The sequence below is a fragment of the Teredinibacter haidensis genome, from assembly GCF_014211975.1.
Taxonomy (GTDB): domain Bacteria; phylum Pseudomonadota; class Gammaproteobacteria; order Pseudomonadales; family Cellvibrionaceae; genus Teredinibacter; species Teredinibacter haidensis.
This window is the reverse complement of record NZ_CP060084.1, coordinates 2,813,657-2,829,618: the sequence shown is the minus strand read 5'-3', so window position 1 is coordinate 2,829,618 and position 15,962 is coordinate 2,813,657. Positions and strand designations below refer to the sequence as shown.

The following is a 15,962-nucleotide window of genomic DNA, read 5'->3' as shown; positions in this document are numbered from 1 at the left end:
CAAATGATAGATGTTGGATAATCGTGTGACTTCTTCACTACTCACTGTGGATGCGGCTTGGTGTTCGATTGCAGGCCGTAAACCCATTAATGAAGACTGCGCCGGGTTACGGTTACCTGACGATGAGTTTCTATTGCAAAATAAGGGGGTTGCGCTTGTCGTTGCCGATGGTGTTTCCTCGGCGGAAGCCGGACGTGAAGCGAGCCAAACGGCTGTCGCATGCTTTATTGAAGACTATTACAAAACGCCTGAAACCTGGTCTGTAGGCCATGCGGGCGAAAAAATACTCACAACACTCAACCTTAAGCTTTACCGAAAAAGCCACGAGTTTGTTACTGAAGGCAAGGGCTATCTCACTACCTTCAGTTCGATTATTGTTAAGAGCCGTACCGCTCACTTCTCCCATGTTGGTGACAGTCGTATTTACCACCTCTACAAAGATGAGGAAGGTGGGTGGGCGCTGAATCAACTGACTAAAGATCATACGGTATTTATCGAGCGCAACCGTGCAATTCTGGCTCGAGCGGTGGGGATGGATAGCCGATTAAATATTGATTATGGTCGACAACCAGTGCAAGACGGTGACCGCCTTTTACTGACCAGTGATGGTGTTCACGATTTTCTAAGTATAGAAAAAATCACAGAAATTTTATCATCTGAAGGCTCCGCAGAGGAATTGAGCCAAAAACTTGTAGATGCAGCCTACGAGCATAATAGTGACGATAATATTAGTGCGGTGGTTGCCAAAATCGAAAACTTGCCGGAAGAAAGTTTGGATGACTATAGCGTAAAACTGACGCGCCTGCCGTTTCCTCCAGAGCTGTCGGTGGGTATGAAAATCGATGGATTTGAAGTGAAGAAAACACTTTTCGCCTCTGTGCGCAGTCAGTTGTACCTAGTAGAGGATGAGCAAAGTGGTGCTGTCTATGCGATGAAAACGCCATCGCGTAATTACGAGGGCGATATCAGTTATATTGATCGTTTTATTCAGGAGGAGTGGATCGGCAGCCGTATAGATAACGAGAACGTAGTCAAGGTTGTCAAACCCAGCCGAGTCAAAAGTTGCCTCTACTATTTAATGGAGTATGTGGAAGGGCGTGGCCTGAATAAATGGATAGAAGAGCATCAACCTCCCAGTCCCAAGCATGCCATTGCTATCGTTAAACAAATTGCGGCGGGTTTGCATGCCTTTCACAGTAACGAAGCTATTCACCAAGATTTACGTCCGGCCAATGTCTTAATCACCGAAGATGAAAGAGCCATAATTGTTGATTTTGGTTCGGTGTATGTGGCTGGTTTGGCAGAGCTGCAACGACCACTGGAACACCTGGGTGCACTCGGTACAGCGAGTTATTCCGACCCGCTATATTTAATGGGGAAAAATCCGGGCATAAAAGGGGATGTCTACGCACTGGCGACGGTTGTTTATGAGATTTTTACTGGGCACTTACCCTACGGGCACGAAGTGGAGGAGTGCCGCACGGCGTTTGATTATGATCGTTTGCGCTACCGGGATGCAGCCCGATTTAACCCGGTTATTCCTCTGTGGTTTGACGGTGCGTTAAAAAAAGGTGTGGATTTCTCTTTGGAAAATCGCTACAGCCATATCGGTGCGTTGATGAAAGATCTAACACAGCCAAATCCAGAATTTTTAAAGCCCGACCCTGTAGAAGAAAAGCAGGCCAGCAGCCTGATGTTTTGGAAGCTGCTGTCTGGCTTCTGGTTTTTTACCCTATTGCTGTTTATGTATTTATTCAGTCAGGCAAAATAACGATCAAAGGGGATAACCGTCACGGTTTCACCAGCTTCAACGTTTCCGCGCTCTGGTTCGAGCTTAATGTAGCAGTCTGCCTCCAGCATAGAGGATAGCGCTCCCGAACTCTGTGTGCCTGCTGTGGTTACTTGTATTTCTCCCGTGTCATTTGTGCACAGGAGCCCGCGCTGAAAATCAACCCGTCCAGGCCTTTTCTTCAGGCGACTATCGGTTTTTATTATTAGCTCTTGCTGCGTACATATCTGTTCGCCCGCCATCGCTCGCAGCGCCGGTAACGCCAGCTGATGAAAAGTGACGGCAGCCGATACAGGGTTGCCAGGCAACCCAAAGAAGCAAGCATTATTAATGGAGCCAAAAGCAAAAGGTTTGCCCGGCTTCATAGCCAGTTTGTAAAAAGTGATTTCCCCTAGTTTGAGCAGAATATCGCGGGTGAAATCGGCCTCGCCTACGGAAACACCACCGGTAGAAATAATGGCATCACAGCTATTGGCGGCATCAATAAAAGTGCGCTCAATAACCTCCGGGTCATCGGGTAGCACACCATAATCGATAATATCAACTTTTAGTCGTTGAAGCGCAGCGTTTATAAGATAGCGGTTACTGTCGTATACAAAGCCCTCTTTTAAAGGCTCACCCAGGGGTGTAATTTCATCTCCAGTGGAAAATATAGCGACGCGAAGTTTTCGGTAAACCTCAACACTGGCGAACCCCAACGTTGCCAGCATGCCGATGTCAATTGGGCCCAGGCATTTACCTGCGGAAATGATGAGGCTATCTTTTTTAACATCATTCCCGGCTAGACGAATATTATCGCCAGAATGTACAGACTGTGTAACCGTAATATTATCGCCATCAACGTGGGTGTTTTCCTGCATAATAACGCAGTTACAGCTATCGGGAACTTTCGCACCGGTCATAATACGGATGCATTCACCCGGATTAATTTCACCCTCGTAGGCTGCGCCGGCAAGGGCTCGGCCAACCTGTTTTAATGGTCGGCTGCTATCCCAGCTTTCGTAATGGCAGGCGTAACCGTCCATGGCAGAATTGTTATAGTTGGGAATGTGGTGAGGAGACACAATATTGTCGGCCAGTATGCAGTCGAGGGCATTGGTAAGCGCAAGGGTTTCAGTTTTTAATTGACAAACCGAAGACTGTTTTAGCATTTCCAAAGCCTGTACTAGCGGTAACAGTCCCGGTACATCACAGCAACTCATAGCATTTCTCATTTGTGGTTAACCATCCAAACTGCCGCTTCAACGCGCGAGCGCAAATTCAATTTTTTTAGGATGTGTTTAACGTGAACTTTAACCGTGCCATCGGAAATATCCAATTCACGGGCGATAAGTTTATTGCTTAGGCCTTTGGCAATGTACTTTAAAATTTCGTGTTCGCGGCTGGTAAGTTTGGCCAGCAGGTTCGGGCGGTCACTGCCCTCGCCACGGATAGCACCGGCAAGAATATGGGTTAGTTTCTGGCTAATGACCATTTTGCCCAGTGCGGCTTCTTTGAGGTTTGCCAGAATTTGCTCGGGGTCCATATCTTTTAGCAGGTAGCCATCGGCGCCATGGGTAATGGCGCTGACAACATCTTCGTCGTTGTCGGACACGGTCAGCATAATAATACGCGAGCTAACTTCCGCTTCACGGAGCGCTCGCAGAGTTTCCAGGCCGTCCATGCCCTGCATATTTAGGTCCAGTACAATTAAATCAGGTTCCTTTTCTACTGCAATATCAATGGCGTCTTTTCCATTGCTGGCTTCGCCGATAACGACCAGATCATCTTCAAATTCAATTAGCTGAATTAACCCTTTTCTCAGCAGGGGGTGATCGTCGACGAGTAGAACGGTGGCAGCAGAGTGGGGCATAGAAGCACCTTTATTATAGGAAGAGCCGAGAAACAGAATAGGGGCAAGTATAACGAAGTTTGGCGCTGTGCCCCACCGGGAATTTGATTTAGGTCATTCATCAATGTCGGTGTTTTTACCTCGGTTTTACGGAAAATACCTACTTTCAGCTTATGTTCTGGTGAGTAGACTCAGTGTTTTCGGCATCGACTATCTCTTTGTAGGTAGTACTTTTTGATTTTTTAAAATTATTTCTACCCCATAGCGATGGTTGTTTGCTCCAGCAATTTTTTTCATAGTGCGATAGTCAATTTGTTATTGCCGCTGCTATTCGGTATGGGAGATACAATATGGTTGAAAATACAAACGAAGGTGCTGCCGGTTCGACCGCGGAAGAGCTGAAAAAAAGTGGCGCTGATATTTATGAGTGGGATCCAGAAAATCCCGAATTTTGGGCGTCGACGGGAAAAAAAGTCGCGATGCGCAATTTATGGATTTCAATCCCAAGCCTACTGTGTGGATTTGCCGTGTGGCTGTACTGGGGAATTATTACAGTACAAATGCTTAACCTAGGCTTCCCCTTCGCAAAATCCGAACTATTTACGTTAATGGCTATTGCCGGTTTAACCGGCGCAACGTTACGTATCCCCAGCAGTTTCTTTATTAGACTAACGGGTGGCCGCAATACGATTTTTTTTACAACCGCGCTGTTGATGATACCGGCTCTAGGTGCTGGTTTGGCCCTGCGCGATCAAAATACGCCGTTGTGGGTGTTCCAGGTTTTGGCGTTGCTTTCAGGTTTTGGTGGCGGTAACTTCGCCTCATCCATGTCCAATATCAGTTTCTTCTTTCCGAAAAAGCAACAGGGCTTAGCCCTTGGCTTAAATGCAGGTTTAGGTAACTTCGGTGTGACGAGCATGCAGATCCTCGTTCCGCTAGTGATGACTTTCGGCCTGTTCGGCGCACTGGGAGGGGGTTCAATGGAGTTACAAAATACCTCTGGTACGCTGATTGGAAAAATCCCAGCGGGATCGGAAACTTGGATTCAAAATGCCGGTTTTGTGTGGTTGATTTTTCTCGTGCCTCTGGCCATTCTAGGCTGGTTTGGAATGAATAACCTTCGTTCCAGTGATGTCTCACCCGACATCCCCAATCCTATACTCGGTTTTGGTTTAATTAGCGGCATGTTGTTGGTGGGCTTTATTACGGCGGCATTCGGCTTGTGGTTAATGCTGCCCGAGTCGGCCAACGGTTCTGGTTTTGGTGTGCCTAAGGAAATTGTGCTGGTGCTGGTTATAGCCTCTACAGTTTTTTTTCTCAAACAAATTCCCGGCCAAATAAAAAGTACGCTTAGTCGCCAGTATCAAATATTTAACAACAAGCATACCTGGGTAATGAGTGTAATCTACACAATGACCTTTGGTTCGTTTATTGGCTTCGCGGCGTCATTCCCTCTTTCCATTAAAGTTATTTTTGGGTATCAGCATTTACTGGTTGATGGTGTGATGACGCACGATACCGTCAATGTAAATGGACCCAGCGCTCTAATGTATGCCTGGATGGGTCCTTTTATTGGTGCACTTATTCGTCCGTTAGGTGGATGGGTCGCGGACAAGGTCGGTGGTGCTTTAGTAACGCAGGTGTGTTCTGTCTTGATGGTGGCTTGCTCTATCGGGGTCGCATACTCCATGAAAGCCGCTTATGGTTCGGCTACACCCGAAGAATTCTTTATGCCTTTCTTTATACTTTTCTTACTTCTATTTGCCGCAACCGGTATCGGCAATGGTTCCACGTTCCGAACCATCGCAATGGTCTTTCCGAAAGAGCAGGCGGGCCCAGTACTTGGTTGGACTTCCGCTGTTGCGGCCTACGGTGCTTTCTACATTCCTAAAGTCCTGGGAGAACAAATTAAAGCCACAACACCAGAAGTTGCGCTGTTTGGATTTGCCGCCTTCTATGCGGTGTGCGTGTTCGTGAATTGGTGGTTCTACCTGCGTAAAGATGGTGAGTTTTACAATCCATGATCAAAAGGCTCTCGACACGTATTGTTGATCCTCTCTGGCCCGCGTAAGCGGGCTCTCTTACACGGGAACAAACTCTATGTTGTGTTAGTTTGTTATCGCGCTGCGTTTAAACAATGTTATGAGTGATCGGCCAATTTAAAAAACCCAAGCAGTTGGCTGACATTCCTCGCTTGATCCTCAACGCTCTTGGCTGCAGCGGTGGTTTGCTCAACCATCGCGGCGTTTGCCTGTGTCATTCCGTCTAGAGATGAAATAGCAGAATTGATTTCATTGATTCCGCGCGCTTGTTCTTCTGTGGCAATACTGATGTTCTCCATCAATTTATGGGATTCTAAGACTTTTTCGCTGATGATTTTGAGGTCGGATGATGAACGTTTACTGCATTCAAAACTATCATCAACCTTGGTGAGATTTTCAGATATAAGAGATTTAATTTCTTTTGCTGCATCAGCCGAACGCTGGGCTAAATTTCTAACTTCACTCGCCACTACAGCGAACCCTCGCCCCTGTTCCCCTGCGCGTGCGGCTTCGACGGCGGCATTGAGAGCAAGTAAATTAGTTTGAAATGCGATTTCGTCGATCAAGCTGGTAATCTGTGCAATTCTCTGGCTAGACGACAACATTTCATTCATTGTCTCGACCGTTTTATCCACATTCTGTTGGGCTCCAATGGTCACTTCTTTAATGTCGAATATTTTGTCTGACATACTTCCACAGTCACCCTCCGTGCTTTTTACCGCAGAGCTGATCTCTTCCATTGTTGAAGCAATTTCTTCCAGCGCGGCTGCCTGCCCTTCTGTACGACGAGACATTTCTGAGGAGGCTAGTGATTGCTCCTGAGTCATGTCCATTGTGCTGGCCGCGGATAGCTTCACATCTGAAATAATCTTGGTGAGGTTATTCATCGATTCGTTTACAGCATTGCTGATTCTATACAATTCGCCTCTATGGTTGTTCGCCATTCGTTCACACAGTTCGCCGTCCTTTTGCGCCCGCGCAATACCGGTAATGTCGTTTACGGCATTTTGTAGTGATTCCAGTGATTCATTAATGGCGATTTTTAAGGTCTCAAAGCTGCCTGCCATAGGCGTCTCTATACGCTTACTGAAATCGCCTTCTTTTAGACTGTTCATAACCGAAGAGATATCGTGAATGACAGTGTTAAGAGAGTCACCACTTTGGTTGAGAGAATTTTTCAGTGTTTCAATTTGACCACGGTAATTACCTCGAATGTTCTGATCCAAAAGACCTTTTTGCTGCGCCCTAGCGACGGATACTATTTCTGATATTGCGTTGTCGAGTTCGCTGAGGGAGGCGTTAATATTCTCTTTCATGGTATTCAAGTCGCCAGCCATGGGTATTTGTATTCGATGGCTGAAATCGCCGTTACGGAAACGACTAAAAACGCCGCCTATTTCTTGAAGCGCCTTGTCAATGCTACTCATGGAATCGTTGATGGTGTCTTTTAGAACCTGTAAGTCGCCGCTGTGTTCACCTTTTATTTGCCAGTCGAAGCGGCCGTCTTTCTGAGCAACAACGGCTCTGGAAATGTCGTCCAGCGCTAGGCCAATATTATTGACAGAGGAGTTCACGCTTTGTTTTAGTAGCGCGAGCGATCCATTTAGTTCAATCTCGATACGTTGTGAAAAATCGCCTTTACTCATTGCCGCCATTATATCGGCAACGGACTGAAGGGCATTGTCGGTCGCGCGCATGGCGTTATCAACTTTGTGTCGGAATTCGCCTTCAACATCGGATGACATGCGCGCAGAAAAGTCACCGGCTTCCAGGGCTTCCATTACTTTTGCCAGGGCTTGCATGGTGAGGTCCACTTTTTCTGCAGAGTGGTTAACGCCAGATTTTAGCGTATTGAGTTCTCCTTCAAAGTGCTGCTCGATACGTGCAGAAAAATTGCCTGATGCCACTTCTGACATTACTGCGGTTACACCGGCAATGGCCTGTTGTAGTTGATCCATAAGCATATTAAAGGCCTTGGCGGCTTCACCAATTTCATCTTGACTGTTGACATTGACCCGTAGCGAAAAATCCTTGTTGTCGCGAACCTGATTAAGCTTTTCAATCAGTTTGCCAATATTGCCGGTAAGTTGCGATGTGACAGTATTGCTAAAGTGCATTAAGGCTATGCCACCCACTAGTGCGAGCAGTAGCGTTGCAATAAAAATTAGCCACGCTTTCAGCAATAGATTGGATGCGCTTGAGGATATTGTGTCTGCTGTCCTATTGGAAAATTGTTTTATGGTTTTTATACGATTAGTGGTTAGCTCAAACCAGTTTCCGGGGTCGACGTTAAGCGGACTGTTGGCTTCCGCAGCACTAAAAAATGTTTGGCGCAGTTTTATTATCTGTGCGGTGTTGTCTGTATCGAGAGAGCTATCGAGATCGGCGAAATCTTTTTTGGCAGTAGTGCGGGCAACCGCTTCATAACGTACTTGCTGGTCGGCAATATAGATTCCAACATCGCGAATCTTCAGGGTTGTATACTTTCCACTGGCGAATATACCGTTGAGTGCGCCACGCTCCTGGCCCGCTCTTTCTTTCATCCATAACAGATCTGTAAGGATGTTTAGTTGAAGCAGTACTCTGGCATCCGATATAGTGGTTGCCAAGAGGGATAGCGTATCAAGAGCGGTTTTATTAAGTGTAGAGTACACCCGAAAAGGTTTGGCTTCGGGGTAAAAATTGTCCACATCGCTGCGCAGTTTTTCGATCGTCGCGAGTTGCTTTTTCAGGGCGGAGAGCGAGACCTGTACATTTTCTGGCAGGTGGCTGATACCGCTGTCGTAATAGGTGTAAAAGTCCGCTTGGGCTTCGCTTGCTTTTTTACGCTGGACTTCCAGCTGTTGGCGAACCTCTGTATTCTTGCTTCCCAGATACCCAGCAGTAAGGCCGCGTTCAACGGCAAAGTTGTGGGCGACACTATCCAATAGCAAGCCGAGGTCAACGGTGTTATTAATACTGTTGGCTGTTCTAATGTGTTGTATGTTGGATATCAGTACCAGAAGTACAGCGATGCCGAGTATCACGATCGGTGGTATAAAAATCAGCCGAATTTTCTTTTCGATAGGTAACACGTTTAATAGCGAGTGAATACGATTTCGCAGCATGATAGAGAATCTCCAGGTTCGACCTGTATTTGTCTCCTAAGACTAGCTGAGGATTGATATAGGGGAAGGGCGCCATCCATAAAAAAGCTATAAACGCTATGGGTAGCGGAGGGCCGGGAAATCAACGTTTCTGGATAGCTTTTGGTTGCGCGATCCCCGGCGCGGCTCGCAGCGCCAGGAGTACAGCCGGAATGCCTCGCCTTTTTCGATGGTGACGGGCTTTGCTCAGCCGGGTTTACCGTCAATTCTGGGCTGTGTTAATACCGGAAAATTGGCAATAACGAAGCCGCTGTAACCGGCAGTCCAAAGCAGTGTGGAAAAGGTTAGCAGGTGCAGGTAATTGGCGTAAAAGTAACTGCCAAATACGCGTACAAGAAAGGCGAGCACCAGAAAAATAAAAGCCGTACTCATGATTTTACCCACCTGAATTACTCTGCCAGTATGGCCCAGGGATACGCGTGAAATCATGGCCAATATCATAATGCCCATTGCTCCAACGGTGAGGCTGTGTATAGCCTGGGAGCGAGTTACCCCCTGGCCGATTTCAGACCAACCGAGCAGCGCCAGCCCCAACGGAATACACCAATAGCTAATGTGCAGCGGCCACACTAGCGGCGTGCCAAAGGTTACCCATATTCGCCAGCGAAAGGCTCGCAATGCCTGCAGAGCGGCGGATGCAAACAAGAGTGATGCCGTGAGCCAAGCGGGGGCATCGGGTACCAATACCTGTGTGATAAAGACGGCCAGAAGACTGGCAACGGAAGTTTTTTCGAGCCAGCCTAGAGCTTGCACGCGTCCGGTTTGTGTACCGTTCGCGGTGAACATTGGAAATACGCGCCCACCCAGAATACACATAAGCAGAGTTACCAATATAACCATAGCTTCTGCGGCTTGCGTGTCCCAGCCGGGCTGCTGGGTGAGAACCGCGTAGTGCATACAGCCATTGGCGAGCGTCATCGCAAGTAGCAGGGGGACAAACATTAGGTTGCGCCAGAGTTTGGCGCGCAGGACCAGTCTTGCCATGATAAATGCTGTCATGGGCAGAAAGAGCAGATCCAGTATTAGAATTACCCAGGGTGAAACGCTGTTGGGAATCCACATCAAAACGCGTGCGCTGAGCCACAGCAGGAAAAGACCCATCAGCTGAATGCCTTTAACGCTGGGCAGCTGCGTCCACGTTTGTACGGCAGTAAGTAAAAAGCCGGCAACAATAGCGGCTACAAAGCCGAATAGCATTTCATGCGTGTGCCACCACAGCGGGTTGCCGTAAACCTCTAGTACCAACTGTCCATTCAGTAAGCCGTTCCAGGCCAATAGACTGATACAGCTAAATAGCGAACCAAATAGAAAAAACGGGCGAAAGGCCAGTCTGAACGGCGCCCAGCCAAGCTCGCTCTTCGGCGCTTGATCTGGTTTTTTTTCGAATAAGGTTGAATTCATCGGGGTCTCTTTATGCAATATTGATTGCTAGCAGTTCGGCCAGTTGATTTTTCTTGCCCTTGCCGATCAGGTCGTTGAGGGTGTATTGCTCTAGGGTGGAAAAAAAGCTTTCCAGCGCCTCGTGGAAAATGTGTTTTAGCTGGCAGCTAGGGGTGATAACACACTGGTTATTGTCGCCAAAGCATTCGATCATCTTACTGTCGCCTTCCAGTTCTCTAATGAGCTTGCCAATGTTGATGGTTTCGGGCGCGGCATTTAATTTAAGGCCGCCGTTCTTCCCGCGCACGGCTAACACATAGCCGCGAATATTAAGCTCCTGCACAATTTTCATTAGATGATTTTTCGATATCCGATAACTTTCGGCGATATCACTGATCCTGCACAGGCCGTCCTGATTGACGCCCAGGTAGATCAGGACGCGCAAGGAATAGTCGGTGTATCGGGTGATGTGCATGCAAATTCCAATTGTTGTATGAGCGAGGAAGTACTGCCTCCCTTAAAGATGCAAGTATTTTACATCTTTAAGGGAGGCAGGTAAACTCCCCTCAAAACATAAGATGCAAAATAAATGCATCTTTTTGGGTTGGCGACGACTATAGGAGACGTTTATGCAACTGCTTGAAATACCCATTGATCGTTTGGTTCAGGATATGCCTGGCGCAACAGCGGTTTTCCATCAGTACCGGCTGAGTTTTTGTTGTGGCGGCAGCCACACGCTGGCCGAAGCCATTGCCCGAGCCGGTATAGACGGGAGCGAGATTCTGCTTGAACTCGAACAACTACAAGCTCGGCAACAGCCGGAGGCGGATTGGAGCGAGGCCAGTGATCAGGCGCTTATTGCGCATATTTTGCAGCGTTATCACCAGGTTCACCGGGAACAGCTCCCGGAATTGATTCGTTTGGCAGAGCGGGTGGAAGGTGTGCACCTCGACCATATTGAGTGCCCCAAAGGTCTAGCCCTTTGCTTGGCGCAGATGAAGCTTGAGCTTGAACAGCATATGAGCAAAGAGGAGAACATATTGTTTCCCATGCTGAACAGAGGTCTGAGGCGAAGTGCGGCCGGTCCTATCTCTGTGATGCTGAAAGAGCATGACGATCACCAGCAAACCATTGCTTGGCTAAAAAATTCGACCAGCAACTTTGTTTATCCTGAAGGTGCGTGCAATTCCTGGCGGGCACTCTATCTGGGGCTTCGTACACTCGTGAGCGATTTGGAAAACCATATAGCGCTGGAAAACAACGTGTTGTTTACCCGCCAGTTGGAGAGCATTAATCATGGTTAAATACTACAAACTCTGGTGGACACTTATCGCTGTTCTAGCCATTACCTTTGGTCTACTTGGCTATTTTGGTACCGAGGTCTACCGCAAGGCGCCGCCGTTGCCTGCTCTGGTAAAGGCCGAAGATGGTCGCCTACTGATGACCCGCGACAGTATTTTGGATGGTCAAACTGCCTGGCAGTCTGTGGGGGGAATGCAGTTGGGTTCCATATGGGGGCACGGTGCTTACCAGGCTCCCGATTGGACCGCAGACTGGCTACATCGGGAGCTAATTGCCTGGTTGGAGTTGGCGGCGGAAGAGCACTATCAAACCCCGTGGCGTGACCTTAATGACGAGCAGCACAATGCATTGCACTTTCAGCTGAAAAAGGCCTATCGCGTTAACACCTACAGTGCGGCGGAGGACGTTCTGGTTTTAGGCGCGCGCAGGGTGGCGGCAATGCAAAAGACGGCTGAATATTATGTTCGCCTGTTTGGTGATGCACCAGAGCTACAACAAACGCGTAATAGCTATGCGATGAAGGAGTTAACGCTGCCAAGCTTGGATCGTCGGCAGAGCTTAACTGAGTTTTTTTTCTGGACGGCCTGGGCCGCGGCAACGGAACGTCAGGCCGAGGGTGCAACTTATACCAACAACTGGCCCCATGAACCTTTGATTGGCAATGTTCCCACGGCGGAGAATATTGTGTGGTCCATTGTCAGTGTGGTTTTGCTGATAGCGGGTATTGGCGGATTGGTTTGGGTTTGGTCGTTTATGAGTGGAAACGAGGCGGAGCCCAAGGCTCCGCCGCAGGACCCGCTTACCCTAATTCAGTTAACACCTTCGCAAAAAGCGCTGGGTAAATATCTTTTTCTCGTGGTAGCCCTGTTCACCTTCCAAGTATTTTTGGGTGGGTTTACCGCACACTATACCGTTGAAGGGCAGAGTTTTTACGGCATCGAAACGTCGCAGTGGTTTCCCTATAGCCTGGTCAGAACTTGGCATATACAGGCAGCACTCTTTTGGATAGCAACCGGATTTTTGGCGGCAGGTTTGTTTTTAGGGCCGATTATTAACGGAGGAAAAGATCCTAAATATCAGAAACTCGGTGTGGATATTTTGTTCTGGGCACTAGTGGCAGTGGTAGCGGGTTCGTTTATCGGCAATTTCCTTGCTATCGCGCAGATAATGCCTCCCCAGTGGAGCTTTTGGCTGGGGCATCAAGGCTACGAATATGTCGATTTGGGGAGGCTCTGGCAAATTGGCAAGTTTACGGGCATTGTGCTGTGGTTGGTGCTTATGTTACGCGCCATTGTGCCGGCCCTGCGACAGCCAGGTGATAAACACTTATTAATGCTATTAACGGCTTCTGTTGCGGCGATAGGTTTGTTTTATGGCGCGGGGTTTTTCTATGGTGAACGCACGCATATCTCGGTAATGGAATACTGGCGTTGGTGGATTGTGCACTTATGGGTTGAAGGCTTCTTTGAGGTTTTTGCTACGGCGGCCCTGGCTTTTATCTTTTGTAGTATGGGTCTGGTCTCCAAGCGCATGGCAACGGTTGCTGCATTGGGCTCTGCGTCTCTGTTCCTGCTCGGCGGTGTGCCGGGTACGTTTCACCACCTCTATTTTTCCGGTACGACCACCCCAGTAATGGCGGTTGGAGCAACGTTTAGTGCGCTCGAAGTGGTACCACTAATTGTCCTGGGGCGCGAAGCCTGGGAGCACTACCGTTTACAGCGACGAGCGGCGTGGATGGAGAGAATAAAGTGGCCGCTGCTATTTTTTGTCGCTGTCTCTTTCTGGAATATGCTAGGTGCGGGCGTGTTGGGTTTTTCCATCAACCCACCCATTGCTCTCTACTATGTACAGGGCCTTAATACCACCGCCACTCACGCGCATGCCGCCCTGTTTGGTGTGTATGGCTTTCTGGCTTTGGGTTTTAGCTTGTTGGTGTTGCGTTATATTCGGCCAACGATGGTGTTCGATGAAAAGCTGATGAAGACGGCGTTCTGGTGGTTGAATATCGGCTTGGTACTTATGTTGTTTACCAGCTTGTTGCCCGTTGGCATTATCCAGTTTGTTGCCAGTGCATCCGAAGGTCTTTGGTACGCACGCAGTGAAAGCTTTATGCAGGGCAGCTTGTTGCAGACATTGCGCTGGGTAAGAACGATTGGCGATGTTGTGTTTATCGTTGGAGCTGTTGCGGTTAGCTGGCAAGTTGTCAAAGGTTTACTTTGTATCGACGCAGGAAAGCCGACGGTTAATGAATCTGAGCCCGGTTTTCCAGAGTACGCAGGTGAAACGACATCAGACCTTGTGCATGGAGCCGATTATTGCTGCGGTTCTTGCTCGGATAAGTCGTAAACCGATTAAGCCTAGCTGGTGGTCAAGCCCCGCCACCAGCTCAAATTTGCAAGATAGGGTGATAGCTGATTTTAAAGCGCTTCAGGCGATAGGCTGCCGCGTAATACTGGGCATGAAGGTGAAACTGATTCGGGTACCTCCGCCACTGCGAGGCTGGACTTCGATAGCGCCGCCCAGATTGCGACTGCGTTCGTTCATAATCGCGAGCCCGTAATGATTAAATTTTTCCGGTGTTTGTGGAATGCCAATACCGTCATCTTCAACCGCCAACTGTACTTTATTGTCCGAGGTTTGAATGAGTTCGATCAGTACATTACGACCTTTTGAATGGTGAATCGCATTTTGGCCGGCTTCACGTACAATTTGCAGCAGGTGAATTTCTTCGCTGGCTGCCAGGGGAACGTTTTTAAGTTTATAGTCGAGCTGAATACTGATATTACTGCGTTCGCGCAATTGTGCTACGGTATTTTCAAGAGCAGCTTGTAAACCGCCTTCGTCCATTTTTAATCTGAATGTTGTGAGTAATTCGCGCAATTGTCTATAGGCGGAAGACAGGCCTTCACGTAGTTCGTCAATAATGGGTTGCTGCAATTCATATTTTTGTTTGTCGTGTGATTTTTGCAGGCGGGTAACCTGAATCTGCAGGTACGAGAGCGCCTGTGCCAGGGAGTCGTGAAGTTCCCGAGCAATAACAGTACGCTCGCTAAGCATCACAAAACGGTTTTCTTTATCCTTTTGTTCACTCATCGACAGGGCAATCGCAAACTGGTTGGCCACTGACTGTACCAGTGCATGCTGCCATTCGGGTAGTTCCTGCTCGTTATTGAGCTGCAAATCAATAATGCCGAAATGGCGCTCGCCGATGGTAATAGGGAAGCCCGTTTTCCGTGAAAGAAGCAGCGCTTGCATTGAGCTGTCCTGGTTGCGGCATTCCGAGCAATTGGTCTGTTCGCAATGGGCAAAAGCTTTATTATGGGAAACTAATTGCAGATAGGGTTTTTCTCCCCGCTCGGTAAATAAGCACAATTCCAGTTTATGGTCGCCCAATACTTTAGACAAGTTTTCTACGGTGGTTTGAAAATCAAATTGTCCGTTTGGAGATTCCAAAATATTTCGTGCCGTTTGAAAGAGAAAATCGAGCACAATATTATGTTGTTTTAATGCGCGTGTTCGTTCATCAACACGCTCTTCCAGTTTGCTGTAGGAGTTGGCGATAGATTCGCTCATCCGATTAAAGGTATTCGCTAGCAATGTAAGTTCATCGGTTCCGCCAACATCGACGCGCTGACTGAAATCACCGGCACCAATTTTTTCGGCCGTTTCGGTTAATTGAGATAAGGGGCGTTCGATACGGTTTTTTAACAGATAGAAAACCAAACTTCCAACCGATACAGTAATCAGTAATACCAGTAGTTGGAAGGTCCGCAGGTTAACGATCTTTCGCTCGGCATCATTTTGAAATTGTGTCACCAGGGCATCGGTAAGCAGTACCTGATTTTCCAGGAGGAACTCAATTTCACTTCTTTTATGCTGACCTTTGGCCATTGCCATCAGGATGGGCTTTGTGTGATGGAGCCAGTTTGTATAGGCAATACCAAAATGGCGTGTTAATAAATTGTGTTGCTGTTTTGGTTCCTGCAGCAGCGCGTGCTGCTGTGCAAAAAGGGGGCTGTTCCAGGTATTCTGGAGCTTTTCGATTGCTTGTTGCGCTGCTTCGACATTCTCCCGCTCCAATACCAGTCCGATATAGTAGGTCTGCATACGCATGGAGCCTGACAGGTTTATCGCCTGAGCATCTTTATCCGCCAGTTCAGTCACCCAAAATGAAATAAAAATACTGATCAAGGTGATGCCAATAATGGTTGCCAGAGACAAGGTGATGTAGCTCATCACCGAGTTAATGAAATGTTGCTTTTTTCGCTCGGACAATAGCGTCTCCGAAAATTTATGTGTCGATAACGACCTTTATTGTATGCCATCACAATTGTGACTTATACCCGCCTACCCCTTTGTGGGTAGCCCCTCGCAAACGAAGAGTTAGCCGGAAAACGCTCTTGATCTAGATCAATTGTTATAACCCTCCTATTCCTATAGTGGCGTTATCTCCATATAAGCGGTCAGTTATG

10 protein-coding genes are annotated in these 15,962 nt (G+C 48.0%); 4 read left to right on the top strand and 6 right to left on the bottom strand.

Annotated features, from left to right (window positions below; all coding sequences use genetic code 11):
- The first annotated feature begins 25 nt into the window (after positions 1-25).
- On the top strand, positions 26-1,771 hold the full coding sequence (locus H5715_RS11160) for a bifunctional protein-serine/threonine kinase/phosphatase (RefSeq protein ID WP_246434513.1): 1,746 nt from the start codon (positions 26-28) through the stop codon (positions 1,769-1,771).
- On the opposite strand, the gene moeA is transcribed toward H5715_RS11160, so the two are convergent.
- Complete coding sequence (moeA, locus tag H5715_RS11155; RefSeq protein ID WP_075187853.1) at positions 1,759-2,991, bottom strand: molybdopterin molybdotransferase MoeA; 1,233 nt, start codon at positions 2,989-2,991, stop codon at positions 1,759-1,761. The two genes, H5715_RS11160 and moeA, sit on opposite strands and share 13 nt — an antisense overlap.
- Positions 2,992-2,999: 8 nt before the next feature.
- A complete protein-coding gene (gene narL, locus H5715_RS11150; RefSeq protein ID WP_075187624.1) occupies positions 3,000-3,641 on the bottom strand; it encodes a two-component system response regulator NarL in 642 nt (213 codons plus the stop codon).
- A 329-nt stretch (positions 3,642-3,970) separates the two neighbouring features.
- On the opposite strand from narL, the gene H5715_RS11145 reads away from it, so the two are divergent.
- A complete protein-coding gene (locus H5715_RS11145; RefSeq protein WP_083608223.1) occupies positions 3,971-5,644 on the top strand; it encodes an MFS transporter in 1,674 nt (557 codons plus the stop codon).
- A gap of 116 nt (positions 5,645-5,760) precedes the next feature.
- Here H5715_RS11145 and H5715_RS11140 read toward each other — a convergent pair whose 3' ends face one another.
- From H5715_RS11140 to H5715_RS11130, 3 genes are all read right to left on the bottom strand, one after another.
- Complete coding sequence (locus tag H5715_RS11140; protein WP_075187623.1) at positions 5,761-8,769, bottom strand: methyl-accepting chemotaxis protein; 3,009 nt, start codon at positions 8,767-8,769, stop codon at positions 5,761-5,763.
- 225 nt (positions 8,770-8,994) lie between these two features.
- Positions 8,995-10,209 carry an NnrS family protein gene (locus H5715_RS11135; protein ID WP_075187622.1) on the bottom strand — a complete coding sequence of 405 codons (1,215 nt, stop codon included), beginning with the start codon at positions 10,207-10,209 and terminating at the stop codon, positions 8,995-8,997.
- Positions 10,210-10,219: 10 nt separating this feature from the next.
- Positions 10,220-10,663 (bottom strand): RrF2 family transcriptional regulator, encoded by a 444-nt coding sequence (locus tag H5715_RS11130; protein ID WP_075187621.1) that lies wholly within the window; start codon positions 10,661-10,663, stop codon positions 10,220-10,222.
- A 154-nt stretch (positions 10,664-10,817) separates the two neighbouring features.
- Here H5715_RS11130 and ytfE point away from each other — a divergent pair, with 154 nt between their 5' ends.
- Positions 10,818-11,492: an iron-sulfur cluster repair protein YtfE gene (gene ytfE, locus H5715_RS11125; RefSeq protein WP_185906520.1), complete on the top strand. Its 675-nt coding sequence runs from the start codon at positions 10,818-10,820 to the stop codon at positions 11,490-11,492.
- Entirely contained in the window at positions 11,485-13,836 is a 2,352-nt protein-coding gene (locus tag H5715_RS11120) for a nitric-oxide reductase large subunit (protein ID WP_083608222.1), read from the top strand. Before ytfE ends, H5715_RS11120 begins: the two co-directional genes overlap by 8 nt.
- Before the next feature lie 81 nt (positions 13,837-13,917).
- Here H5715_RS11120 and H5715_RS11115 read toward each other — a convergent pair whose 3' ends face one another.
- A complete protein-coding gene (locus tag H5715_RS11115; protein ID WP_083608221.1) occupies positions 13,918-15,765 on the bottom strand; it encodes a HAMP domain-containing protein in 1,848 nt (615 codons plus the stop codon).
- Positions 15,766-15,962 lie beyond the last annotated feature (197 nt).